The 24087-nt window shown below is 59.2% G+C and carries 20 protein-coding genes and 2 pseudogenes; 16 read left to right on the forward strand and 6 right to left on the reverse strand.

What is annotated here, in order from left to right; all coding sequences use genetic code 11:
- Positions 1-367: 367 nt before the first annotated feature.
- Positions 368-721 (reverse strand): hypothetical protein, encoded by a 354-nt coding sequence (locus tag IVB48_RS20705; RefSeq protein ID WP_247402362.1) that lies wholly within the window; start codon positions 719-721, stop codon positions 368-370.
- 1119 nt (positions 722-1840) lie between these two features.
- Here IVB48_RS20705 and IVB48_RS20710 point away from each other — a divergent pair.
- Positions 1841-3448 (forward strand): NAD(P)/FAD-dependent oxidoreductase, encoded by a 1608-nt coding sequence (locus tag IVB48_RS20710; protein ID WP_247402365.1) that lies wholly within the window; start codon positions 1841-1843, stop codon positions 3446-3448.
- A 410-nt stretch (positions 3449-3858) separates the two neighbouring features.
- On the opposite strand, the gene IVB48_RS20715 is transcribed toward IVB48_RS20710, so the two are convergent.
- Positions 3859-4830 (reverse strand): MBL fold metallo-hydrolase, encoded by a 972-nt coding sequence (locus tag IVB48_RS20715; protein WP_027567910.1) that lies wholly within the window; start codon positions 4828-4830, stop codon positions 3859-3861.
- Between the two features lie 623 nt (positions 4831-5453).
- On the opposite strand from IVB48_RS20715, the gene IVB48_RS20720 reads away from it, so the two are divergent.
- The 9 genes from IVB48_RS20720 (at position 5454) to IVB48_RS20760 (ending at position 13696) form a co-directional block, all read left to right on the forward strand.
- Positions 5454-6689 carry an ABC transporter substrate-binding protein gene (locus IVB48_RS20720; RefSeq protein WP_027567912.1) on the forward strand — a complete coding sequence of 412 codons (1236 nt, stop codon included), beginning with the start codon at positions 5454-5456 and terminating at the stop codon, positions 6687-6689.
- Positions 6690-6695: 6 nt separating this feature from the next.
- Positions 6696-7595 carry a branched-chain amino acid ABC transporter permease gene (locus IVB48_RS20725; protein ID WP_027567913.1) on the forward strand — a complete coding sequence of 300 codons (900 nt, stop codon included), beginning with the start codon at positions 6696-6698 and terminating at the stop codon, positions 7593-7595.
- Between the two features lie 50 nt (positions 7596-7645).
- Positions 7646-8545 (forward strand): branched-chain amino acid ABC transporter permease, encoded by a 900-nt coding sequence (locus IVB48_RS20730; protein WP_247402367.1) that lies wholly within the window; start codon positions 7646-7648, stop codon positions 8543-8545.
- A complete protein-coding gene (locus tag IVB48_RS20735) occupies positions 8542-9294 on the forward strand; it encodes an ABC transporter ATP-binding protein (RefSeq protein WP_247402370.1) in 753 nt (250 codons plus the stop codon). Before IVB48_RS20730 ends, IVB48_RS20735 begins: the two co-directional genes overlap by 4 nt.
- Complete coding sequence (locus tag IVB48_RS20740; protein ID WP_247402374.1) at positions 9291-10001, forward strand: ABC transporter ATP-binding protein; 711 nt, start codon at positions 9291-9293, stop codon at positions 9999-10001. Before IVB48_RS20735 ends, IVB48_RS20740 begins: the two co-directional genes overlap by 4 nt.
- A 1408-nt stretch (positions 10002-11409) precedes the next feature.
- Entirely contained in the window at positions 11410-12000 is a 591-nt protein-coding gene (locus tag IVB48_RS20745) for an SGNH/GDSL hydrolase family protein (RefSeq protein WP_247402377.1), read from the forward strand.
- Positions 12001-12090: 90 nt separating this feature from the next.
- Entirely contained in the window at positions 12091-12603 is a 513-nt protein-coding gene (locus IVB48_RS20750) for a hypothetical protein (RefSeq protein WP_247402379.1), read from the forward strand.
- Between the two features lie 253 nt (positions 12604-12856).
- A complete protein-coding gene (locus IVB48_RS20755; protein ID WP_247402382.1) occupies positions 12857-13084 on the forward strand; it encodes a hypothetical protein in 228 nt (75 codons plus the stop codon).
- Between the two features lie 108 nt (positions 13085-13192).
- Positions 13193-13696, forward strand: a complete 504-nt coding sequence (locus IVB48_RS20760) for a hypothetical protein (protein WP_247402385.1) — start codon at positions 13193-13195, stop codon at positions 13694-13696.
- 237 nt (positions 13697-13933) lie between these two features.
- Here IVB48_RS20760 and IVB48_RS20765 read toward each other — a convergent pair whose 3' ends face one another.
- Positions 13934-14101 (reverse strand): hypothetical protein, encoded by a 168-nt coding sequence (locus IVB48_RS20765; RefSeq protein WP_247402388.1) that lies wholly within the window; start codon positions 14099-14101, stop codon positions 13934-13936.
- A gap of 57 nt (positions 14102-14158) precedes the next feature.
- Here IVB48_RS20765 and IVB48_RS20770 point away from each other — a divergent pair.
- Positions 14159-14524, forward strand: a pseudogene (locus IVB48_RS20770) (transposase); the annotation flags it as partial.
- A 1440-nt stretch (positions 14525-15964) separates the two neighbouring features.
- Here the strand turns inward: IVB48_RS20770 and IVB48_RS20775 are convergent.
- On the reverse strand, positions 15965-17125 hold the full coding sequence (locus IVB48_RS20775; RefSeq protein WP_247358904.1) for an iron-containing alcohol dehydrogenase: 1161 nt from the start codon (positions 17123-17125) through the stop codon (positions 15965-15967).
- 35 nt (positions 17126-17160) lie between these two features.
- On the reverse strand, positions 17161-17739 hold the full coding sequence (locus IVB48_RS20780) for a TetR/AcrR family transcriptional regulator (protein ID WP_247359196.1): 579 nt from the start codon (positions 17737-17739) through the stop codon (positions 17161-17163).
- An 85-nt stretch (positions 17740-17824) separates the two neighbouring features.
- Here IVB48_RS20780 and IVB48_RS20785 point away from each other — a divergent pair, with 85 nt between their 5' ends.
- The 5 genes and pseudogenes from IVB48_RS20785 to IVB48_RS20805 all read left to right on the forward strand — a co-directional run bounded on the left by IVB48_RS20785 (position 17825) and on the right by IVB48_RS20805 (position 23354).
- A complete protein-coding gene (locus IVB48_RS20785; protein WP_247402391.1) occupies positions 17825-18898 on the forward strand; it encodes an efflux RND transporter periplasmic adaptor subunit in 1074 nt (357 codons plus the stop codon).
- A gap of 39 nt (positions 18899-18937) precedes the next feature.
- Positions 18938-19393 carry a nuclear transport factor 2 family protein gene (locus IVB48_RS20790; RefSeq protein WP_247402394.1) on the forward strand — a complete coding sequence of 152 codons (456 nt, stop codon included), beginning with the start codon at positions 18938-18940 and terminating at the stop codon, positions 19391-19393.
- Between the two features lie 71 nt (positions 19394-19464).
- Positions 19465-19851: pseudogene (locus tag IVB48_RS20795) on the forward strand (efflux RND transporter permease subunit); the annotation flags it as partial.
- Positions 19852-20299: 448 nt separating this feature from the next.
- Complete coding sequence (locus IVB48_RS20800; RefSeq protein WP_247402397.1) at positions 20300-21499, forward strand: ABC transporter substrate-binding protein; 1200 nt, start codon at positions 20300-20302, stop codon at positions 21497-21499.
- 52 nt (positions 21500-21551) lie between these two features.
- Complete coding sequence (locus IVB48_RS20805) at positions 21552-23354, forward strand: AMP-binding protein (protein ID WP_247402401.1); 1803 nt, start codon at positions 21552-21554, stop codon at positions 23352-23354.
- A gap of 33 nt (positions 23355-23387) precedes the next feature.
- Here IVB48_RS20805 and IVB48_RS20810 read toward each other — a convergent pair whose 3' ends face one another.
- Positions 23388-23900 (reverse strand): helix-turn-helix domain-containing protein, encoded by a 513-nt coding sequence (locus IVB48_RS20810; protein WP_027570869.1) that lies wholly within the window; start codon positions 23898-23900, stop codon positions 23388-23390.
- Between the last annotated feature and the right edge of the window lie 187 nt (positions 23901-24087).

Raw genomic sequence — 24087 nt, forward strand, 5'->3', positions numbered from 1 at the left:
AACCCCGTGCGCGCAGGGGAAGGGCAATTCCCGCCATTGGCTATGCGCCGCGTTAGGGCGACGTCCATGACGCTTGATCAGATAAGGTCAAGAAAGCACTGCCGCGAAGAAGACTTCGACATGACGCAGCATTTCGAATCCGCTGCTTGGCGGATACTCCGATTGAGTTCTGCTGAGAACATCGCGGCTCGCATTGGGGAAGGCCTCGCACCTTTGCGGTCAGCCAATGAGCTTGCTGACGCGGCAGGGTGCAGCAGACGCAATGTTTGAAAGGCTGTCCGAAAGCTCGTCGGTGCCGAATTGGTATCTTACCACGACAAGACAGGCTGAAGCAGCTGATAGATGAAAACGGGCTTGACGCCCCATCTTATACAGTGAGCACCATGAAGGCGACGGGCAGGCGCTGTTCGAGGCGGCCAGCAAGCTGAATTGCGAGGGCATCGTCTCCAAGCGGGTTGATGCGCCGTACCGGTCGGAGCGCGTCGAGGCGTGGCAGAAGATCAAGACGGTGCAGCGCGAAAAGTTCACAGTGGTTGCGCTCGTCAAGGACCCCACCGGCGTCGCCGCGCTCTACCTTGGCAAGCAGGAAGGGAACGAGCTGCGCTACATGAGCAAGGTCTGGGCTGAAGCCCGACGAAATCGCCGGAGATCCGCAAGGCGCTTGATACGGTCGTGCCCCGAAGCAAAAAATCAAGAAGCGCATAAAGAAGCCGAGGGCCACCTGGGTCGAGCCGAAGTTTTACCCCGACATTGCAGAACTGTATGAACGAGGAAACCATCGCACACGTTGCCGGGTGGGGCAAAACGCTCGGCTGCATCCCCAGCTGCATCACCGTCAATCTGCCTGCTCCAGGGCACATCCACCGCGGCACTGGCAAGCACGGCGCCAAGCACACGGTGTTCGCACCGGCGAGCTGCACGGCCGCATCACGCCACGTGCAAAGGAAGTATCCCGCCTGGTCGCCTATGCCGACAACGCCAAGGTGACCACATCTTTGGGGCGAGCGCTGGTCCAAGCTCGTGGCCAACGTCATGGGAAATGGACGCTCTACCTGCACTGGCCTGCCTGGGCGAGCCATGCTGCAGAGCAATTCGATCCGCCGCTTCTCGACCCACCTCGGGAGCGAGGCAATTCGTGAGGGCCAGGCGCTGGGCTATCAGCTGGAGGAGGTCCTGCATTTGCCGGCCGAGACCATCGTGGGCCTGGCGGGGGCGACGAAACGTGATGCACGTCCGCGACCAGCAGCGCTTTTCGGATTCCAAATACACTTCCTCCGAGCAGCGCCCCTCGATGTCCCAAGGCTTGCAGAAGGGCCGTCGCACCGAAATCGAACCCCTCAGTGGCTTCGTCGTGGATGATCCGAAGCACATCACGGAGCTGCTATTGAATCGAGCGGCACCCTTACAGTCTCTCCCGCCACTTCCTGGAAGACGCCGCGTTTACTTGCGAGCGCAGGCCGGGTTGCCGCGCCAACAAGATGACGCATGTCTGCGGCCAAAGTCGCGGTCGCTCCAATCGATATAGACCGAAAAATTGAATCTTGCGGCCGCTGCAATTCTTCTCCTGGTACGTCGAAACGGCAGGTCCGAGAAATGGAGTCCCCGCAAATCGACGTTGATTGCTTCTGGACCGGCTCGGTCTTTGAAGGTGTGCATTCCAGATTTGAAGGCGACCCCCGGCAGTGAGCTGCATTGAGCAGAGAAGGCGAGCTTGAGGGCACTGACCGGGACGGTTATATTAATCCCAATTCACTTTGACGCAGCGCACTTTCACCTTTACGGCGCTGACGGTATACCTAGCCTTATGTTTGTGGGGTGGGCGCAATGAGCGAGTGCGGCAATGTCCAATGAACCGGTTGAGCTAGACGCGCTGGTTGTTGGTGCGGGCTTTGCGGGCCTCTACCAGCTGTTTCGGCTTCGGGATAACCTTGGCTTGAAAGTCAAGGCCGTAGAAGCGGCTCAGGGTGTTGGGGGCACGTGGTTCTGGAATCGCTACCCTGGAGCTCGGTGCGACTCTGAAAGCCATGTCTATTGGTATACGTTTTCCCTGGATTTGATGCGACAATGGGAGTGGTCTGAACGCTATCCCGGCCAAGCAGAAATTCTGCGTTATCTGAATTTCGTTGCCGACAAGCTCGACCTGAAACGCGACATTCAATTTGGTACCCGGGTTGCGTCGGCGCATTACGATGAAGCGACGAATCGCTGGCACATCCGTGCAGAAACGGGCGAGACCTTCATCGCGAAGTTTCTCATTACCGCGGTCGGCTGCCTCTCCACTGCCAACGTGCCCGACATTCTGGGACTGAAGACCTTCAAGGGTGAGTGGTACCATACAGGGCAGTGGCCGCACGAAGGCGTCGAGTTTGCGGGCAAGCGAGTGGGGATGATCGGCACCGGATCGACCGCCATCCAGGCGGCGCCGGTGATCGCCGATCAAGCCAAGCATCTGACCGTATTTCAGCGTACCGCGAACTATTCAGTACCAGCACGCAACGTCCCATTGACGGCGGACTTCAAGCAATATGTCAAAAACAGCGCCAGCGAAATACGCGCGACTACGCATCAAACCTACAATGGCATGGGCTTCAAGGTTGCGGAACGCAAAGCGGTCGACACGCCGCCAGAGGAGCGCGAGAGAATTTATGACGAGGCCTGGGAGCGTGGCGGGCTGCAGTTCCGCGCATCCTTTGAGGACATGCTCGTTTCTAAGGAAGCAAACGACACCGCTGCCGATTTCATAAAAAGGAAGATCCGCTCGATTGTGAAGGATCCCAAGACCGCGGCGGTCCTCGCTGACATTGATCATCCGTATGCGGCCAAGCGCCCGCCGATCGATACCGACTATTTTGAGACCTACAATCGGCAGAATGTCACGCTGGTGGACGTCAAAGCTGCGCCAATCCGGCAGATCTCCGAGATTGGAATTCGCACGGATCAGGCCGAGTACCCCCTAGACATCATAGTTTTTGCGACAGGGTTCGATGCGTTGACGGGACCGCTGCTCAAGATGGATATCCGCGGGCGGGGCGGGATCGCACTCAAGCATGTCTGGGAGGCAGGACCACGCAATTATCTAGGTTTGCAGGTCGCTGGTTTTCCAAACCTCTTCACCATCACGGGGCCCGGCAGTCCATCGGTTCTGTGCAACATGCCCGTAGCCATAGAGCAACATGTCGATTGGATCACCGATTGCATCGCTCATATGCGGACTAACGGGCTGGAGCGGATCGAGGCACGGGCCGACGCCGTCGAGAAATGGGTAAGCGAAGTCAACGAGGCGGCTGCACGAACACTACTGCCGCAGGCAAAGCATTCCTGGTACCTCGGGGCGAATATTCCAGGCAAGCCGCAGGTGTTCATGCCATATGCAGGTGGCTTGGTCCGTTATCGCGAGATCTGTCAGAAGGTCGTCACCCGCGGCTACGAAGGTTTCGCTCTGTCATAGTCGTTTGCAATGAGTTCGGCTCGTCTTCCTCGGCGATGGTCCGGTCGTTAACCTGAATCGTGCCGAGCGGAGCTGCAAGCACCTATCCTTCCGAGGCCACCGCCCCTCACGGCCGAAGCGCGCCCCAGAAAGCCGCCAGCTGCAGGTGGAAAATCCTACAAGATTGACGCCTAAGCCGGTGTTCTCCTAAGTCGGGATGTGCGGAGCACAAGCCTGCGCAGGTTGAGCTCCAGCATATCTGCGAGGACCATTATCGTGCGTCGTGGGTTTGACTAACACGTCCGAGTCTGGCTCGAAGGCCACATCGCAGTCCGACACCGTTCTCGTCAGAGACAAGGCGCAAAAATGCCCCGTCAAGTCCGGGGCTAGAGTTTGCTTTGGAGGTCGTCTCTTTTGTCTGCGCTCGGAGTTCAGAGATTCAAGCTCATCGCTTCGGGGTAATAGTGGAAGCCCTCCGATGTCTTGGCGATATGGCCGTAACCTGGCCAGGCAAAATGATAGGACATCACAGGAATCTTGTTTGCAGCAATCATATCTAGCAGTTTGACCCGGCTTTCAGCTGCCTGCTGCGGATCGGTGTCGTACGAGAACTGCATCCGCGGTTTTTCAAGCAGCAGTATCGGATGGTGAGTAAGATCACCGAGGAAGGCGAACGATTTCCCTGCCGACGAGACCATGAAGATTGTGTGACCTACGGTGTGGCCAGGAGCTGCCATGGCCTGCACGCCGGGAAGGAATTCCTGACCGTCCTTGAAGAACACAAGGCGATCTCGTATCGGAAGTAAGTTCTTGCGTGCATGAACGACAAAGTCCTTCAATGGACTGCCAAGCTTGCCTTCATCGGTCCAGAAATCGAAATCGCTCTGAGCTATGTAGTACTGTGCGTTGGGGAATAATGGCTTACCGTCCGCGTCCACAATGCCGCCGATATGATCGATGTGCGCATGTGATAAGACCACGGCGTCGATGTCGGCTGGTTTAATGCCAGCCTCTGCCATACTCTTCTGCTGACGGCCGGTGGTCGGTCCGAAGGCCTTAGACGTTCCCATGCCAGTGTCGAATAGAACTAGCCTGTCACCCATATTCACGATCGGCGAATTCTGCTCCAGCACCACATTTTCCGGTGAGAGGAAATTGTCGCTCAGCATCTTCTTCACTTCTTCATCAGGCACGCCGATGAAGGTCCCTTTCGGAGGACCGAGTGGCAGCGGACCGTCAGAAACGACCGTCACTTCGGCGTCTCCGAGACCGAAGCGATAGAAATAAGCTGGCTGCGTCCCAAGCTTGGGTGCTCGCGCAAAAGCGTTACTGCCCAGCACGGTCGATGCGCCTAATCCTGCGCCGAGGGCGAGCAAGGAGCGCCGCGAAAGGTCGTATGTCATGTTTCCTCCTTTTGTTATTATGAAGTAACATAGCAGGATGCGCTCGTTCCCGAAGGCTGGCAAGGGGCGTCCGTCTTGTGCGAGCGAGCCGTCCGTATATCTCGCTCGTCGGCTCGAAATGACCCGCGTACTGCCGTAGATCGCTCCTGGTGAGCGGAGCTGCGTCACATATCATTTGCGTCTGAGTTCTCCCGGGTCGCCATCTGTCCGCAGTTAAGGTTGGAAGGGAAATGACCGGCGCTGGATGAGCTCGACGTGAGGGACCGCGAGTAGACGTCCTTCCTTCGCGCTAAACACCTCGAGCGACAGGCGCCGTGCGCTCATCTTGCGATCGCTATGTTGTGAGTGTTCATTCCCGAAGCGGATCCGCTTCGCGAAAGTCCATGCGATGAGCGGAATGGGCAAGGTGGATAGCGCGGCACCAGCGCATCGCGGTAAGATCCCGTGACGTATATTGAGCAGCAAGGCGGCGCCCAACTCTACCGGAAGGTACAATGCCCATTACCGAGGCTCCGGCCTCGCTCCATCTTTATGTCGCTTGATCAGCATGGCCTCGCTGATCTACAGTCGGGCACAACACGACTGGTTGATTCAACAGCCGGATCACAGGGAGGTGCAGTTCGATGAGCGGACCCGTCACGCGTCGCACGCTTTTGGCCGGTGGCACGGCTACTTTGGTGGCCGCCCCATGGGTAGCCAGGGCACAGGCAAATACTCTCCGCATAGGCATGCAAAGCATCCTATCGGGACCCATCGCGCTGCTCGGCACCTCTTCGCGCAACTCGCTCCTCATCGAGCAAGATCGCATCAATGCCGCTGGCGGCTTCCTGGGCCGGCAAATCGAGTTCGTATTCCGGGATTCCAAAGGCCAGCCGCAGGAAGCCGCGCGCGTCGCACGTGAACTGGTGAACACTGCAGGCTGCGAGCTGCTGGTCGATGCTGAAGCGTCGTCCGCCTCATTCGCGGTGCAGGAGGTTATGCGCGACCTCAATGTGGCCTGCATTCACACCAACAGCGAGACGTCATCGCTCACCGCAGATCCGAAGATACGGGTGCCCACCGCATTTCGCGTGGCGCGTCAGGGCGTGCACGATGCTGTCGCCGGCAGCCTCTACCTCGCCGACTTCGCCAATGCCAAGAAAATCAACAAATGGGCGACTTGCTCACCGGACTACGCCTATGGGCGCGACACGACGGCGCAGTATCTGCAGTTCTTCAAGAAGTTCAAACCGGATGTCGAGGTCGTAACCGAGGCCTGGCCCAAGCTCGGCCAGCCGGACTTCACCGAAGTGATTACCAAACTGATCCAGGCCAAGCCGCAGGCGCTGTTCACGCTGCTTTATGCCGGCGATCTCTCGGCGTTCGTGAACCAGGGGAATGTCTATGCTCTGTTCGGGCAGATGACCGTCGCAACTCCGAACGTCGACTATCCAGTGCTGGCCGCGATCAAGAATCTGCCCGCGGGCATCCAGTCGGCCACGCGTTATCTTGAGACATTCCCGGATACGCCGGCGAACAAGGAATGGGGTCAGGCGTACTTCAAAAGGTGGAACGAACGGCCGACTAATTGGTCCTGGCAGAATTCGGTCGCCATGCACTTCTATGAGGCAGCCATCAAGAAGGCCAATTCTTTGGACGGCAAGGTGATAGCGGCTGCCCTGACGGGACTGAAGATCAATTCGCCTTTTGGCGCCGACGGCACCATCACCATGCGGGACGATCACACGACAATCGGCTATGCGATCGGGTGGGGACAGACCATTCCGAAGGATCCGTTCATCACCGACATCAAACCCGCCGATTGGGGCAAGATCATCGAACTTGAGACGGAGTGGAAGAAGCAGCAGAATTACAGCTGACGATCGATGGACTTCAACGCGCTCGGCGCATGTTTTACGACCCCCGCCTGTGTGGTGACGCAGGCCACCAGCGGCCTGATCGTGGGCATGCTGTTGTTCCTGGTGGCTGCCGGCTTGACGCTGATCTTCGGCGTTCTCAAGATCGTCAACTTCGCCCACGGCACCTTCTACATGCTGGGCGGCTATGTAGCTTACAGCGCATATGCCGCGACGGATAGTTACGCGCTCGCCGTGTTGGCGGGTGCGGTGGCCATGGCCTTGTTTGGCGTGCTCTTCGAACGCGTGCTGATGAGCAGGGTCTACGGCAGCAACGTGCTTATGCAGCTTCTGGTGTGCTACGCGGTGGTGCTGATCTTCGACGACATCGTCAAGATTGTCTGGGGGCCCGAGTTCCGCGCCATGGGAATGCCGGCTGCCTTTCAGGTCCCGCCGCTGTTCATTGCAGGCGGCGTCGTGCCTCCGTTTTACGCCGTGCTGATCGGAATAGCTGCGCTGATCGCCATCGTGCTCAGCCTCGGGCTGTCCAGAACGCGCCTCGGCAAGACAGTTCGGGCCGCGGCGGTCAATCCGCAGATGGTCTCGGCGCTGGGGGTCAATACGACGGTGCTGTTCGCGATCGTCTTTGCGATCGGCGGCGGGCTCGCTGGCCTCGCAGGCGCGCTCGCGGGTCCCGTTCGCTCGCTTTCGCCCGGCATGGGCTTTTCGATCCTGATCGAGGGATTCATCGTCACTGTGATCGGCGGTATGGGCTCGATCGCAGGCGCGATGGTAGCGGCGCTCGTCATCGGGCTCGTTCGAGGCTTCGGCACGATCGGCTTCCCCGGCTTCACAGATGGGCTTATCTACATCGTCATGATTGGTATCTTGGTCCTGCGCCCGCAGGGACTGTTCGGCCGCCCCCTATGAAGCGCAATCCTGCCTCGCGCGATGCCCTGTTCGCCGCGATCGTGCTTATCTTGCTGCTCGCGATCCCAATCTTGCACCGTAGCCCGGCCTTCGAGGACTTCATTATCCGTCTCAGCGCGATGGCGCTGTTCGCGACGTCGCTCAATCTGCTGGTCGGCACCACAGGAATGGTCTCATTCGGCCACGGGATGTTCTATGGCTTCGGCGCCTATGCATTTGGCCTCACGATGCAGTTGACGGAATTGTCTCTGCCCGTCGCGGCGCTATTCGCGGTGGCTCTGACGACCATCGCCGCTCTGGTGGTTGGCGCAATCTGCGTCCGACTAAGCACGGACTATTTCGCTTTCATCACCCTCGCGGTGCAGATGCTCTTCTTCAGCGTTATTGTCTCATGGCAGAGCCTGACCGGAGGTGATCAGGGGTTGCGCGGTGGTATTCCTCGCCGTCACATCTTTGGTTTCGACCTGGGTTCGCAGCTTCATCTATACCAGTTCTGCGCCATCGTAGCCGTGCTCGGATTATTGGCGCTCCGCCATGTCTCGATGAGTCCGTTTGGGAATACGTTGCGCATGATCCGCGACAATGCGGGACGCGCCAGCTTTGTCGGCATCGTCCTGTGGCGCGCCCGGCTGCTGGCGTTCACGATCGCGGGCGGCTTCGCCGGGATGGGAGGCGTGCTGGCAGCCCTGTTCGTATCAGGCGCCTATCCCGAGCTGGCCGATTGGCCCAACTCGGGCCAGGCCATTTTTGCGGTCATGCTGGGAGGCATCAACAGCTTTCTCGGGCCCGTGCTGGGCGCGATGATCCTGCTCGCGCTGAATGACCTGGTGCAGCGTTTCACGGAGTATCACGGACTTGTCCTGGGCGTCGTGATCCTCGCATTCGCGCTTGGCCTGCGCCGAGGCGTACTCGATTTCATCCACCTCGTCTGGAGCAAGCGCGCGCGATGAACGTTGAGATCAATCATCTCACCAAGTCATTCGGCGGCGTACGCGCGATCGACGACGTGTCGCTTGCCTTTCCCTCTGGCAGCTTATCAGCAATTATCGGACCAAACGGGGCCGGCAAGACCACCTTCTTCAACCTGATCAGTGGCGCGTTCATCGCCGATTCTGGCGAGGTGCTGCTTGACCGTGAGGACATTCTCCAGCTCTCCAAAACGGAACGCATGCGGCGGGGCATTGGGCGTGCCTTCCAAGTCGCGAGTTGTTTTCCGACCATGACTGTGCGCGCGAACTTGATGGCTGCGGTTACGGCCCACGCCGGCCGCTGGGCCAGCCTGTCTCATCGCTTTCCGTCCCCTGGCATGCGCGAGCGTGCGGACGATGTGATGGAGTTCGTCGGGTTGACCGATGTTGCCGATGTCGAGGCGAACATCCTCTCGCATGGCGATCAGAAGCTGCTTGATATCGCTATTGCGCTCGCGTTGGAGCCCAAAGTGCTGTTGCTCGATGAACCTACGGCTGGCATGGGCCCGGACGAACGCTGGCGCATGATTGAGCGCGTTCGCGCTCTTTGGGAACGCCGAAAGCTAACACTTATTTTCATCGAGCACGACATGGATATCGTCTTCAAGGTTGCCAGCAGCATTCGCGTGCTCTGCTACGGCAAGGTGCTGGCCGAGGGCACCCCAGACCAGATCCGCAACAACCAGGCTGTCATCGACGCCTATCTTGGGGCAGAGGAGAACGCGATTTGACCGAGCTCTTGCGTGCGGAGGGCGTAAGCGTGTTCTACCACGCGAGCCAGATCCTATTCGGTGTCGATGCTGCGCTCCAGGAAAAGTGTACACTAGCGCTGCTCGGCCGAAATGGCGCGGGCAAGAGCACGACAATGAAGGCGCTCGCTGGCATTGTCCCGGTGCGCAGCGGCCGCATCTTCTTCGCTGGCCGCGACATCACGCACGCACCGCCTCACGCGCGCGCGCAGCTGGGAATGGCTTATGTGCCGGAAGACCGGCAAGTATTCCCCGAGCACAGTGTGGAGGACAACCTCCAGATCGCGGCCAAGAGCGGCCCTGGCGGCCGGCGTGACTGGACGCTGCCGCGGATCTGGGAAACGTTCCCGCTTCTTACAAGGCTTCGATCCCGCCAGGCTGGCCGCCTTTCCGGTGGCGAGCAACAGCTGCTGGTGATCGCTCGTGCGCTGATGGGAAACCCGCTGGTCCTGCTGCTTGACGAGCCTAGCGAAGGGCTGGCGCCGATCATTGTCGCCGACATCAGCAGGGTCTTGCGAGAATTGGGCGCGGGTGGCGCCACGATTTTGCTGGCTGAACAGAACATGCATTTCTGCCTGCGGATTGCACAGGAGGCGCTCGTCATGGATAAGGGCAAAGTCGTACATCGTGAAAGCACGGCAGGCCTTTCAGGAAATGATGATATTCGAAGGCGCTATCTCGCGATGTAGACCCTGCGGAGCAGACATGACGCCTCCGACAGGTTGTTCCCGAAACCGACCTCCTGCCTCAGTCACGTGTCAGCCGGTCGCCGCGAGCATTGGCTTCGTCGTCACCGATGCTGCTGCATAATCAGCGAGCTATAAAATGAACGCATGGGACCCGCGCAGACCTCAGTTAAATTTGGCAGTAGGCCTGCTCCCTTGAGGTGAACTGACTGCGCTTAGGCCAGCGTGGAGGGAAGCCTCTGACCCGAAGGAGATGAGAGAACGGTTGATCCGAACCGCGCAGGCGGCGACAATAAGGCCGTGGCGGCTGTCATGGTTGTGCAATTCGAGGTCCTCCAGTACGGCGTTCGTCACCTTCTCTCGCTCCGAGTCACGATGGCTTCGCCAGGCTATGGCGACCCGCTTCGTCCGGATCCTCAGGCAGTGCTACGCGATGTTCGCGATGGACTCGTAAGCCCGGAGAGGGATCGATCGATCTATGGTGTTGTAATTACGGGCTATAAACGCGACCTCGATAAGGATGCGACAGCTGCACTGCGGTGCTAGCCCAACAAACGCGAACGCCTCGCTTTGATATTCTCCAGGGTCAACCTTATGGTCATGGAAGGCGTCGCGCGATTGGAAACGGCCGTATCAGCTACGGTCGCAAATGGAGTCAGTTGGCGAACTGATAAGGAAATACGCAAAAGCTTATCAGTCCAAGAGCCCGTCTGGCTAAACCCGTTGGGGCCGCGCCGCATAGTCTTCACGTCGTGGCGTGCGGTAGCCGTTCTAATTCCAACCAGGGCGCTCATGTGGGGCGCCCGCCGGTGGCGGAGGCCTAGCGGGTAGGCGCTACAATACCAGTATTCGTATTGCCCAAATCCTGCACAGCCTTGTTCATCGTAGGATCGTTGACGTAGCCGCTGGCGGGGGTTGAAGAGCCATTGTTCTCATTCCTAGCCGGATTGCCCAGCCGATTTCCCGTGGTTTGATGGTTGAGAGCGTTGCTCGTGTTAGGTCCGGGCAAACCACCCGTACCGTTCACGGTGCCACTGCTCGACATCGAGCCGGCCGCTGTGCTGCCTGAGCCTGTTCCTCCTCCCGAAGCTCCACCTGAACCACTTCCGCCAGCTTGCGCCAGCGCCGATGTGCTGGTCAAAACCAGCGCCGCTACCAAGAGAAATCTGGAAGATCTCATTCTGAGCTCCTATGCTGCAAGGAACAAACGCCCCAGCTCGATCCCGTTCCAAATGGAAGTCGCACCAGAACAACAAGGCGCTGAATCAGATTACTTGGGGGGAGCATGACCGGATTCGTGCAACCAGCGCAGGGCGCCATGCACTTCCGCCGAGCAGCTAGGTAGGGCCGAAATGTTCTTGGTACGGCTGCACTGATGATCTGCAACTGGGAGACGACGAGAATGCCTCTGATGCGTCACCTCATCGTCGAAGGCTCAAGCTCCAGTGTCGATAATGGCGGGGCCAGGACGATATCGTACCACACCCTCTACCTACCAAACGCTGTCCATGAGACTAGTCAGCAATGCTTTGCGACGGATGGTGCTCTTCTTGCAGATATGCTCGGCCGACAACCGTCGGTGATCGCCGCATTCAAAGATGTCCCGAACATCCTGTTCGTTCAGGCCGGACAAAACGATCTTCGTTCGACTGACGCTTCAGCGTGGCTTGCTGCATTTGCCGGGTATTTGGCCACTTTCCAGGATGCAATTAAGTCCTCACGCAAAATCGTGCAGCTCGGAATCAGCACTCACAATCCTCGTAACGAAGGTCTCTTCAATGTTAACCGGGCCACCGCCGATGGGGCTCTGCGACGTTTTCCGAGTGAAGGAAAGTGCGACTTTGTTGTCGATTGGGCTGCCGATCCGACCTGGGGCCCTGACTCCGCTGCCGCAAACCAAGCTTTATACCCTGACGGCACGCATCCTTCGCAGGGCGGACAAAGCAACATGGAGGCAAATTACTTTCGACCTGCGCTCAACTCCCTCTTTCCTCTCACTTGATTCATCGTAGAATTCGTTCTCATTCGCTAGACCTGCAGGCTGTAATCGACTTCAACATTTCCCGGGGGGCGATGGGCGAACGAGCTCAGTGTGCTGGTGGAACTTTATAGCCCCTCGATCTTTGCGTTAGGCGCCGAAGTGAACAGGCAAACGATGCTCCGCTGGCTTAGCTCAGATCATCAAAAGATCCGAAGCGATCGAAAGCAGCTTGAAGCGAGGGCTCGCCGCCTGCTGCAGAGCTACCTGACGGCCAATGAGTGGCAAAAGCGCCAATACTATCAGGCAATCGCCGGCGCAGCTTCTGCATGTCAGCCTGGTATTGATGATCCAAGCCTAAGTAACGAGAAGCTTGCCGAATTAGCCGCTCAGGCGGCGACAAAAGTCGTCCAAGTACGTGATCGGAAAGCAAAAGATGCACACGATCATTCAGCTGTACTGATCACGGATGCATACGCAACCGTTGCAATCGCCTATCGACGAGCGGCTTCAGCCTACACTGCTGACAAGGAAATGGAGCAGCTGGGCACCGCCGCAGTACACCTGGTTACGATAGCGAATTCATTCAAGAATGCTGAATCGGTGCGGTCACCGACGGAAATATGACTGCGGCTATGGCAAGCCGACGTCCCTCTTCGCTCTGGCGTATACCTTGCGCAAACCCTTTCTCCTAAGCTGGCCGTAAGGCATTGTTTGTACCGTCGTCACCAATAAGAAAAGGTGGGCGGCATGTCGATTGCATTTCGGATCGTTGTTCTCTTGTTTTGTGCTTACGCCGGTTGGGAAACCCCAAGCATTCAATTCGGCGAATTGCGAGAGCCTCAGCAGCAAGGGCGTTCTCCAACCGGATAAGTAAGGAATGAACAAAACAACCCTTCACCTTGAACGTCCGCAACCAAGCCAAGTTCGGCGTGCTGACCTCGCGCCGGCCACCGGTTATGCGATGCTCGTCGATGGTCGTTTCAAGACCGAATTTCTTGATCAGGACGCCGCGACTAAAGCGGCCCTTGAACTGTTGGCCAAGTATCCGATGCTGAAGATCGAGATCTACGACGCAGCATCGAAGTCACGGACGCCCGCGAGATAGCCACTTTGCATCGCAACGTGCGTAGTAACCATGTCTTCCGTTTTAATCTACCTTTAGCTTTTTGCTAACAAACGAGGCCGCAAGGTCGTCCCCAAACGGAGGCGGCCTGTGCCTTTGATGAAATACTTCGGATTCGTCGGCAGCGCTCTCGTCCTGTTGATGATCGGAATCGGCTGGTGCCTGCCGCAGCAGGCGCTGGGCCCAGGGAACAGTGACGTAGAGCGACCGTCCATAAGGATCAGCTCAGTTGAGCGGGCACCTGAACGGGTAATAATCGATACCAGTTTGCCGACGCTTGCGGCTCCGTCGAACATCAGTCCTTCTACATCGACGACGTTGGTGCAATCCGCTCGGCCTCTGCAGAGCGCATTCTCCGAACTTGACGTCGCCGGGAAGCCGGTCACTCCGAAATCAGGCGGCGAGGTCTTGAAGCCGAAGCATGCGGCAAAAGGCGAATCTGGGAAAAAAGCCTCTAACCGCCGAACAGCGAAACCGTTGAATATTATTCCCGCACCCGCAACGGGAGCGCAAGCTGCGGCGCCTGATACAAGACTGTCATTACTGGAAACGCTCAAGGAGCGGCTAGGGCAGACGTTTTTCAAGCTGAACTGATGACGGTGCCGACTATAGGACCTCGCGAGCGCCATTCACCGTGGACGCGCCCCGGCTCGATTAACCGTCGCCATGAATAGTCTCTGAAGATGGCATCCGGCAGCAAATCGGCCTGCTGCGTCACCGGGGCGGCTGGAGCAAGCCCGCTCAAAACGGCTCCAGTCCGAAAGTCGAATAGCGCCATGTCAGCGGCATCGGGCTCGCGGAAGCGGCAAAGCCCGGTCCGCGTAAGCCCGCTTATTTGGCAGGGCGCCTTGTCGTAGAGCGGCTGAGATAGAGGTCGCGATGGGCGATCGGCGGGCACGAGGTCGTGTCCCCGGTGGTGGTGTAGCTCGGTAGAGCAAAGCCGCCCGGACGCGCGCCCCCAATTGCGCCGTAGCGGGCGGGCGGCTTTGCGGTGGTCACCGGCAGTTCTCCGGTAGGATCGGGTTGCGACACGCCAACGCAACCGAGGAACCACCGATGACCGACGACATGATGAACCTGCGCACGCTGGTAGAGAAGACCCCGGACGCCGATCTGCTGCGCGAGATGATCGGCTTTGCCGCCCAGCGTCTGATGGAGCTGGAAGTGGGAGGCCAGACCGGGGCGGCCTATGGCGAGAAGAACCCCGAACGCCTGGCCCAGCGTAACGGTTACCGCGACCGGATCTGGGAGACCCGTGCCGGCGCCGTCGAGCTGCGCATCCCCAAGCTGCGCAAGGACTCCTACTTCCCAGGCTTCCTGGAGCCGCGGCGCATGGCCGAGAAGGCGCTCACCGCCGTGGTGCAGGAGGCCTATGTGCAGGGCGTTTCGACCCGCTCGGTCGACGATCTGGTGCAGGCCATGTGGAATTCGAATATTCCCTGGAGTGACGCTGCCCGAAAGCGCGAAAAGCCGCGCAACGCAAGGCGGCGCGACGTGAAAGCCTTCAAGGTCGATGAAATTCCACCGCTCGCTGTTTCAGGGAAACCCTAGCCGCGAAGCCTGACTGCAGCCACGCCATGGCTTGCGTGTGCCCAGCTTTGCGCGAAGTCTCGTTTCCCCACCACGCACTGAACCTGTAGGCTGACAGCGGTAACGGCCTCCCGAGAATTTCTTCGATTTCTGAAAACGTGAGGCGGATCGTTTGCGCTGTTGTGCGCTCCAGCTCCCTCCGTAGTGGATCGTAAACGGACATACGCTCGGCTCGTCACGTGGGCCTATCGTCACCGCTCTTGGGGATGTTAAAATCCCGGGCGGCAAGCTCCAGCTCGAGCTCAGTGATCCGTGCAAAGATGCGAGCAGCGATTGCCTCGGACTCTTCAGCGGTCAATGATTGAATGCCCCTTAAAGATAGCGTCCATATCCAAAATCCTGAAGGAACCAGCCCGTAGGGTGGGCAAAGGCGCCCTTGCGCTGTGCCCACCATCCTTCACCGGCGTCTTGAATCGTGGGCCGCGGCGCTAATCAGGCCCGATCGCACTGCTTCCCAGAGATGGTCGTGCATGTCCTCGACGGAGCCCTGATACCCAATCCGTAGCATCTCGAGACGCCTTCGGCAAAAGATTGGGCGTTCCGCCCTCGTTGACTGTCGCGACGAACGACAGTATCGCCTGCTTGGTGATCGTCTCCACGTCGGCGATGATTTCAATCAAGGCTTCGATCTTCGGGAGACGCTGTATGTCCTCGACGTCGGTGCCGCATTCGCCGTTGCGAGCAGGGTGCGCAAGGAGGCCTATGTTCGCTGTTTTCGTTGATCTTTTCGACTGCTACTTACGTTCGGGACGCAGGGCTCGCGGGTTGCGCGTGCGATTTACAATTCACGTGTAACCTATTGATCTATATAGGCTCGTTCGGCGATCATTTTACAGCTAAGTAGCTGTTTGCACTCATAAAAGATGAGACTCTTAATCAGCGGGTCCCAGGTTCGAGCCCTGGTGCGCCCACCATTCAAGATCCTGCGATGCGGGTTCTTTTCATTTCAACGCCCAGAACAAAGTCCGCTTTGTGCGAGGTTCTTTGTGTGGGCGGACGCGGCCAGCTTGCCGTTGGCTTTCCCTTGTTTCCATACCGTCACCCATTCGACTCGGCACGCGGATCCAATGGACAGATCGATGACGTGCTCATCGTAGTATAGGATACTGGAGCGGGCAAAACGGACGATCCGTTCTGCCCGTCGCCGCAGGATATCGCTTGCTGCAGAACGAAAACGAGATTGTTCGGGTCGGGTTCGAGTCGCTTTCCTACGGACCACAGTTCGGCAAACGGAGCTGATGGTCGCGGCTGGATTTTCCTGTGCGAATTCGGCTAGGCGGCCATTCGCAACAGATCGACGATCTCGGCTTCGCTCTTGAATGGCCGCGGATTGGCTTGGACGAAGCGATGATTGATCGCGATCTTGCTGATCTGATCAAATTTGTCTTCGCCGATCCCGACGTCGGCAAGACGGCCGGGCAATCCAAGTTTCTTGGTGAATTGCGCGAAGGCGGCGGCGGCTTCCATGCCCGGCTCGCCAAGGGCCGTCGCCAGGCGCTGTTGCGCATCCTCGGTGAACGGCTTGTTGTACCGAAGCAGGCTCGGCATGATGACTGGTGTGCAATAGTAGTGCGGAACACCGAAGGTACCGCCAAGCACATGGCCGATGCCGTGACTGGCTCCCATCGGCACCCGCGCCTGGAGGCCGAAAGCGGCGAGCCACGCGCCGTATTGAGACAGTCGGCGCGCCTCCAGATCATCAGGTTGCTGCAAGGTTCGCAGCATTCCCTCACGCAGGGTGCGAATGCCGGCCAGGACGACCTCGTCGGCGAGCGGCGTGCCAGCGGGTGAGCACAAGGCTTCGATGCCGTGGTCCATCGACCGCGTTCCCGACCCCATCCAGAGCTTGGAAGGCGTATGAACGGTGAGCGCGGGGTCGAGAATGATAGCCACCGGCATCATCCGGGGATGAAAGAAAATCTGCTTCAGCCTGTTGCGTTCATCGGTGACGAGCGCGGCTGCATTGTATTCGCCGCCATTCAGCGTGGATGGCACCGCGATCTGTCGGACCTTTGGCGATCGGAACGGAGAGACGGTGACCCCAAGGCCCATCGGGAAGGGATCGAAGCCCGCTTCGTCGGTGATGTCATGTTCCATCGCCATGATGACGATCTTGGCGAGGTCGATCGCCGAGCCGCCGCCGACGGCGGCGACCAGGTCGGCTCCGGCGTCTTTGGCTTGACGGGCAACGTCGGCAGCTTGCTTGCGCGTGGTGTGCTCTGCAATTCCATCGAATGTCGCGACGTGTCTTTCGCCGAGCGCGCGCCGGATCTTCTCGATCTCGTCGGTCTTGGTGTTCAAGGTGCGGCTGACGATCAGGAAGACGCGCTTGGCATCCAGCCGCACCGCTTCATCGTTCAAGGCGTCAGACGCAGCTTTGCCGTAAACGACACGATCGATTGCCGGAAAATTGTGTATCCCTGCTTTGCGCATTTGCGTTCTCCCTGTGAGTTATCAAGCACCGATCCTCAAGCGGCGACAGTGTCGCGAATCTGTCGCGACGCCGTTTCCAGAAAGGCCTGAGCGAGATCGGGATCGTTGACGACGCGTGAGAGTGTCAACGCCCCGACCATCGTCGAAAGAATGGCCATGGCTTTGCTCCTGGATTCCTCGTCGCTCGTTTCGGCAATCAGGCGGCTGAGGATTTCGATATGCGCTTTGATCCCGCCTTCGAACGACGCTTTCACCTCGCTGCTCTGTCTGGCCACATCCGAGCCGAGCGCCACGATCGGGCAACCGTCCATCTTTTCGTCGCGATGGCCCGTCCTGAGATAGAACCCCATCACCGCCCCAAGGGGATCCTCAGGGTTCGCGGCGATGGCGGTCGACCATCGAAGCGTGGCGCTCTCCAGCGCGCGCGCCGACGCCTGTGCGGCCAGGTCCTCCTTTGACTCAAACTGCTTGTAGAATGCGCCTTGGGTCAGCCCGGCAGCTTCCATCAGGTCCTTGAGGCCGATGCCGTCAAATCCCCGCGACCGAAACAGGCGGCTTGCGACATTGATGACGTTTTGCCGGTTTTCCTCAGCCTGAATGCGACTCACTCGCATCATTGGCCTCCCCATTTAGATTGCGTTCGACATCTATTATCCGATATAGAGATCGAACGCAATCTATCTGGCATGAGGCGATGTTATGACAAGACCGATGATCGTGCTGGGGAGCGTCCTGATCGCGGGATGCGCGGTGGCCGCATTCGTTGCGCTTCGCCCGCCGGCAGCCTCGGCCGTGAGCGATCCGAGGCAAGGAGCCCCGATCGTCAGGATCACGGCTGCGGCGCGGGTGACCGGATCGGAGCGTGGCTTCACCGGCATCATCGGGACGCGGGTGCAGAGCAGCCTCAGCTTTCGCGTTCCCGGCAAGATCGTGGAGCGGCTTGTGAATACCGGTGAGCAGGTCACAGCCGGTCAGCCGCTGATGCGGATCGACGAAACCGACCTTCGTCTCGCGGTCACGGCGAAGCGCAACGCCGTTGCTGCCGCGCGCGCGTCCGTCGTGCAGACCGAAGCGGACGAACAGCGATACGCCAAGTTGGTGAGCAACGGCTGGGCTTCCCGACAGCGCTACGAGCAAGCCAAGGCCGCGGCTGAAGCCGATGCACGGGTTGCCGAGAACGAGGCGACGTACTCGATCCTGGTCGCGGACGCGGACGGAACGGTGGTCGAAACGCTTGGCGAGCCCGGGCAGGTCGTCTCGGCCGGCCAGACGGTTGTTCGGATTGCCAAGGCCGGTCCTCGCGAGGCGGTGGTCGCGCTCCCTGAAACAATCCGGCCGGCAATCGACTCCGTGGCCGAGGCCAGCGTGTACGGAGCAGCCGAAGGGTGGCGCTATACGGCGCGTTTGCGGCAATTGTCCGACGCCGCCGATGCCCTGACCCGAACCTATGAAGCCCGATATGTCCTGGACGGTGAAGCCGCGGCCGCACCACTTGGCGCGACGGTGACCATTCGGCTGCCGAGCCAGACGAGCGAGCCGCAAGTTCAGGTGGCGCTCGGAGCAGTGCTCGATGATGGCCGCAAGACCGGAGTTTGGATCCTCGACAGCGCCACCTCAACCGTACGCTTTCGGCCGATCAAGCTTGTTCGGGTGACCGACGAAACCGCCGTGATCTCCGGCTTGAATTCTGGTGATGCGATTGTTTCGCTCGGCGCTCACCTCCTGCAGGAGGGCGCTCGTGTCAGGACCGCCGCTGAAAGCCGGAGCAACTGAAGAGTCTCAATCGTTCCGCGCCAGCCACTGGAGAAGCACATGTACAGCTACATCGTCGAGCAGGAGATCCGAAAGACCTTCGACCATGTCAACAACCATCGCTGGGATGAAGCGGTGAAGGCGGTCGCGCCGCACATCCATCACCGTGTTTCCGGCAATCACGCGTTGGGCGGGGAGCGCCACGACAAAGCGGCCCTGCGCCGCTGGTTCGAGCGGCTCGGACGCGTCCTGCCCGCGCTCCAAATCAAGGTCAACAACGTCTGGGTGAAGGGCTGGCCCTGGAACACCACCGTGTTTGTCGAGTGGGACGGCACCGCAACGCTGCTCGACGGCGACGGCTCCTACGTCAACCGCGGTCTCCACGTGTTCACCCTGCGGTGGGGCAGAGTCCATGCACTCGAGGAATTTCAAGATTCACAGGAAGCCGCGCGCGGGCTTGCCGCGCAAGCGGCAGCTGGCCTCAAGGAAGCTGCCGCCCAGCCAATTATAAGTTAGCAGATGAACCTCAATCTTTCCGCGATCGCCATTCGCGAACGGGCCGTCACCCTGTTCTTCATCATCCTGCGTTCGGGTTCAACGCCATTCTTGGCCTGATCGGACTGGCAGGCATCCTGATGCGTAACACCCTGATCCTGACCGAACAGATCAAGGAGAATCGTGCTGCCGGCCTCGATGACTATCACGCCGTCATCGAAGCCATCGTGCAACGCACCAGGCCGGTGATCCTGACCGCACTTGCCGCCGTGCTGGCCTTCATTCCTCTGACGCATTCCGTGTTCTGGGGATCGATGGCCTACACGCTGATTGGCGGCACGGCAGTCGGCACGGTCCTGATCCTGCTGTTCCTTCCTGCGCTTTATGTGGCCTGGTTTCGCGTCAAGCCGGCCCCGGACGAGCTCTATGAGCGTTCGGCGAAGGATGCAGAATTGCGAACAGCAATCGTCGCCGAGTAGGGCTCGGCGAGATCTATCCCTGCTGCGCCGTGGTGTCTGGTTAGATAAGCCAGGCACTGCGTGGCCTCGCGCCAGCCTTATAGTTCAAAAAAAGAATGTTAGTTCAAAAAAAGAATGTGTACAGCGGCGTGGAAATACGCCAGCGATCCTGTCCTGGAATAGTCGAAAACGCGCCATTTCGCGCCCGATTTGGACCAAATTATTTCCAAGTACGAGAGCGCGGCCCGTCGTCCAAGTCACGGCACGTGAGCATCTAAGCGCTTGACGAGTTCAAAAAAAGAACTGTAGGCTGCGCACGAGATGGCCGAACGCAACGGCCGCGACGTGCCGGATTTACGGCTGGACCCGTTCTGCGTGATGCCTCTTCGCAAAGGGCGCGACGAGCCGCCACCGGCGCAACAAAACAAAGCCGCACACCCGAAAAGGGATGCAAGTTTGGGAGGACGCAATGCTGGTGAGATGGAAGATCGTCGCGGCTCTGGCTCTATTCCTGAGTGGTCCCGCGTTCGCCGCCGACGAGCCGGGAATCTCTGCCACCGAGATCAAGATCGGCGGGGTTTTTCCCTTCAGCGGACCGGCATCATCGATCGGTCTCGTGGGCAAGGGGCTCATGGCCTACATCCAGGCCTTGAACGACCGTGGCGGCGTCAACGGACGCAAGATCAATTACATCGCCTATGACGACGGATATAGTCCTCCCAAGGCGGTGGAGCACGTCCGCAAGCTCGTTGAGAGCGACGAAGTGTCGTTCATGTTCGGCCAGCTCGGCACGCCCGGCATCTCGGCCACTGCAAAATACCTGAGGGCCAAGGGGGTACCGAGTGTCGCGATCGTCAGTGGCTCATCCAAGTTCACGGACGTCGCCAATTACCCCCTGCTCACCACGGGCCTTGTCAGCTACGACACGGAGGGAAGAATCTACGCCAAATACCTGACGAAGACGCTGCCGAACGCCAAGTATGCCATCCTCTATCAGAACGACGATCTCGGCAAAGATTACGTCGCTGCCTTCAAGGCGTTTCTCGGCAAGGATTTCGATCGCAAGGTCGTCACTGCGTCCTACGAGGTCACCGAACCGACCATTGATTCGCAGATTACCAATCTGAAGAGCTCGGGAGCCGAGGCCCTGGTGATCGCCGGGACGCCGAAGTTCGCGGCACAGGCCATCCGGCAGGCTTCAGTGATCGGCTGGAAGGCGACCGTGATCATCAATTTCCCGTCCGGATCGGTCGGAGGCACGCTTGCACCGGCCGGGCTCGACAAATCGGTCGGCGTGATGGTCGGCACGACCAACAAGGATGTCCTGGACGAGACATGGAAGGACGATCCGGGCATGCGGGCTTACCGGGCATTTTTCGACAAGTATCTGCAGGGGGCCGATATCACCAACGGCAGCTATCTGACCGGTTATCAGCAAGGCGTCCTGCTCGAGCAAATCCTCAAGCAATGCGGTGATGATCTGTCGCGGAAGAATATTCTGGCGCAGGCGAAGAACCTGAAAGACGTCGTCGTTCCGACCGTGCTGCCGGGGATCAAGGTCAACACCAGCGAGACCGAGAACATGATCTGGACGCAGATGCGGCTGCAGCGCTGGACCGGCACGACGTGGCAAGCCTTCGGAGAAGTCCTGGACGCCAGGTCCGAGTGACTTTGGCGCAGCCCGTTCTATCCATCCGCGGTAATTCAGGAGATCGTTCTCGATGTCGACGAAGCCATTGAGGTTTGCGCCAAGGGAGCTCTCCGTCGAGCGCCGGATCGACGGCACGCTCATATTGAGGTCGCCGCTCGAATTGGGGCCATGCGACTGGCGCGTCACCGATTTTCTGCCGCGCTGGGCAGCCGCGGCTCCGCAGCGAATATTCCTCGCACAGCGCAATGCCAAAGGGGGATGGGACGAGATCACCTATGGCGAAGCATGGTCGCAGGTGCAGGCGGTCGGCCAGAGTCTGATCGACATGGGCGCAAAGCCGGCTGACAGGCTGGCCGTGCTTTCGGGCAACTCCATCGAGAACGCGGTGATCTCCTTTGCTGCGATGTCGATAGGCGTCATTCTGGCGCCGATATCGCCGAACTACACGCTGATGCCCGGCGGCCTTGCGCGCCTCAAGGACATCGCGCAGGTGCTGCGTCCGAACTTCGTTTTCGTTCAGAGTGGACGCGACTTTTCCGCCGCCCGTTCGGTTCCCGAACTGGCAGACTCTACCTGGATCAGCGTCGATGGCGCGCCGGATACGATCCCCTTCCGCGTCCTGACGGATCGAACGGAGTGGACAGGATTTGCGCAAGCGTCGAGTGCGATCTCTACTGACGCCGTTGCGAAAATTCTCTTCACGTCCGGTTCGACCGGATTGCCAAAGGGTGTGCTGAACACGCACCGCATGATGGCGAGCTCCCTGCAAATGGGAAGCCTGCTGGTGTCGCCTCCGGAGGCGCCGGTCCAGGTCGAGTGGCTGCCGTGGCACCATACGATGGGCAGCAACGTCATTCTTCACGGCATTCTCAAGAACGGCGGGACGCTCTACATCGATGACGGCCGCCCGCTGCCTCAGCTCTTTCACAAGTCGGTGGCGAACCTCAAGGAGATCTCTCCGACGGCGATGTTCAATGTGCCCGCCGGCTATAACCAGTTGTGTGATGCCATCGAGAACGATGCCGCCCTCGGCGCGAGCATCTTCAAGCGGCTGGATCGATTGAGCTACGCCGGGGCTGCAATTTCGCAAGGCACGCTTGAAAAACTTTACCGGCTGACATCATCGATCACAGGCCGGCGGATTCCGGTGATGTCGGGCTATGGGACGACTGAAACGGCGCCGACAATCAGCACGACGCATTGGGCAACGGATCGGCCGGGCGAGATTGGTCTTCCGGCGCCGGGTGTGCAGCTGAAACTGATCCCTGTTTCCGACACGTACGAGGCCAGGGTGAAAGGCCCCAACGTTACCCCCGGTTACCTCGGCAGGGCTGATCTCACTGAGAAGGCCTTCGACGAGGAGGGGTTCTATCGCATCGGCGACACCGTGTCGTTTATCGATCCCGAGAAGCCGGAGCTCGGTCTGCGTTTCACGGGCAGAATTTCCGAGAACTTCAAGCTTGCGAACGGCACCTGGGTTGCGATCGGAGCGATGCGTGCCGCCATTCTGGCCGCAACGCGCGGCGTACTGCTGGACATCGTCGTTGCGGGAGAAAACCGTGAAGCCTGCGCGCTGCTGTGCTGGCTGAATCCGACCGAGGCGGCCCGGATTTCGAACGCGCCGGCTGCGGATTTGACTTGCGACCCCAAGGTAATCGAATTCCTGAGACATCGTTTGCAGGAATATAATGAGGCTGTCGGAAGCAGCGAAAAAATCTGCTCGTTCACCCTGCTGAAGGATCCGCCCTCATTGGCCGCGGGAGAAATCACCGACAAAGCCTATGTCAATCAACGTGCTGTGCTCAAGCACCGGGCTGAACAAACGGACCGTCTTCACTGCAACGAACCTGACGCAACTGTGATTCGAGTCTGAGGATGCGTTCAATGCCTGACGCCGGTGGCCGGCTCAAGCCGCGCTGCGGCGGGCCTTTGCCTTCGTCTTGCCAGGTGCCTCCATCGTCCGCGGGCCTTGGGCGCCTGGCCCTGGATGGGTATGAACCTCCCTGGCCAGGAGCGGCTCGCCGCATTCAGAGCACACCATGACCGGGTCGAAGTCCTTGCCGCACTTGCGGTGCTGGTGCAACAGCGGCCGGCCGCGCTCGTCGACCATGTGAGTATCGCCCCAATGCACGAGCGCCATCATGATCGGATAGAGATCGAGGCCCTTCTGGGTCAGGATATATTCGTGTCGCTTGGGCGCTTCCTGGTAGGGAATGCGGCGCAGAATGCCCAGCCGAACCAGCTTCTTCAGCCGTTCGGCGAGGAGATGGCGGGTAATTCCAAGCGCCGACTGGAATCCTTCAAAGCGCCGTGTGCGCAGAAAGCATTCGCGCAGGATCAGAAGCGTCCAGCGGTCGCCGATCACGCCGATGGTTCGGGCCATCGAACACGGCTCTTCCTCCAGTTCTTTCCACTTCATCCGTATTCTCCAGTCATCCCGGCGAGACCCGCTCGATTCGCCGCCAGGGCCGCCGCATCTCCCTAGCATTCTAGATAGGTACTGAATTCCAAACAATACCCGATGAACCAGTCAAACCAGCACAACTCCCGTCAAATTTGACAGTTCGATTTTAGAACTATAGAAGCGAGAACAAGCAAGCCATGCG

This window comes from Bradyrhizobium sp. 76 (assembly GCF_023073025.1).
Classification (GTDB): Bacteria; Pseudomonadota; Alphaproteobacteria; order Rhizobiales; family Xanthobacteraceae; genus Bradyrhizobium.

Bases quoted from the DNA above. Each gene is read 5' to 3' on its own strand.
- IVB48_RS20710 (WP_247402365.1), top strand. From the start codon at position 1,841: ATGTCCAATGAACCGGTTGAGCTAGACGCGCTGGTTGTTGGTGCGGGC.
- IVB48_RS20715 (WP_027567910.1), bottom strand. From the start codon at position 4,830: ATGACATACGACCTTTCGCGGCGCTCCTTGCTCGCCCTCGGCGCAGGA.
- IVB48_RS20720 (WP_027567912.1), top strand. From the start codon at position 5,454: ATGAGCGGACCCGTCACGCGTCGCACGCTTTTGGCCGGTGGCACGGCT.
- IVB48_RS20725 (WP_027567913.1), top strand. From the start codon at position 6,696: ATGGACTTCAACGCGCTCGGCGCATGTTTTACGACCCCCGCCTGTGTG.
- IVB48_RS20735 (WP_247402370.1), top strand. From the start codon at position 8,542: ATGAACGTTGAGATCAATCATCTCACCAAGTCATTCGGCGGCGTACGC.
- IVB48_RS20745 (WP_247402377.1), top strand. From the start codon at position 11,410: ATGCGTCACCTCATCGTCGAAGGCTCAAGCTCCAGTGTCGATAATGGC.
- IVB48_RS20755 (WP_247402382.1), top strand. From the start codon at position 12,857: ATGAACAAAACAACCCTTCACCTTGAACGTCCGCAACCAAGCCAAGTT.
- IVB48_RS20775 (WP_247358904.1), bottom strand. From the start codon at position 17,125: ATGCGCAAAGCAGGGATACACAATTTTCCGGCAATCGATCGTGTCGTT.
- IVB48_RS20780 (WP_247359196.1), bottom strand. From the start codon at position 17,739: ATGCGAGTGAGTCGCATTCAGGCTGAGGAAAACCGGCAAAACGTCATC.
- IVB48_RS20785 (WP_247402391.1), top strand. From the start codon at position 17,825: ATGACAAGACCGATGATCGTGCTGGGGAGCGTCCTGATCGCGGGATGC.
- IVB48_RS20790 (WP_247402394.1), top strand. From the start codon at position 18,938: ATGTACAGCTACATCGTCGAGCAGGAGATCCGAAAGACCTTCGACCAT.
- IVB48_RS20800 (WP_247402397.1), top strand. From the start codon at position 20,300: ATGCTGGTGAGATGGAAGATCGTCGCGGCTCTGGCTCTATTCCTGAGT.
- IVB48_RS20805 (WP_247402401.1), top strand. From the start codon at position 21,552: ATGTCGACGAAGCCATTGAGGTTTGCGCCAAGGGAGCTCTCCGTCGAG.
- IVB48_RS20810 (WP_027570869.1), bottom strand. From the start codon at position 23,900: ATGAAGTGGAAAGAACTGGAGGAAGAGCCGTGTTCGATGGCCCGAACC.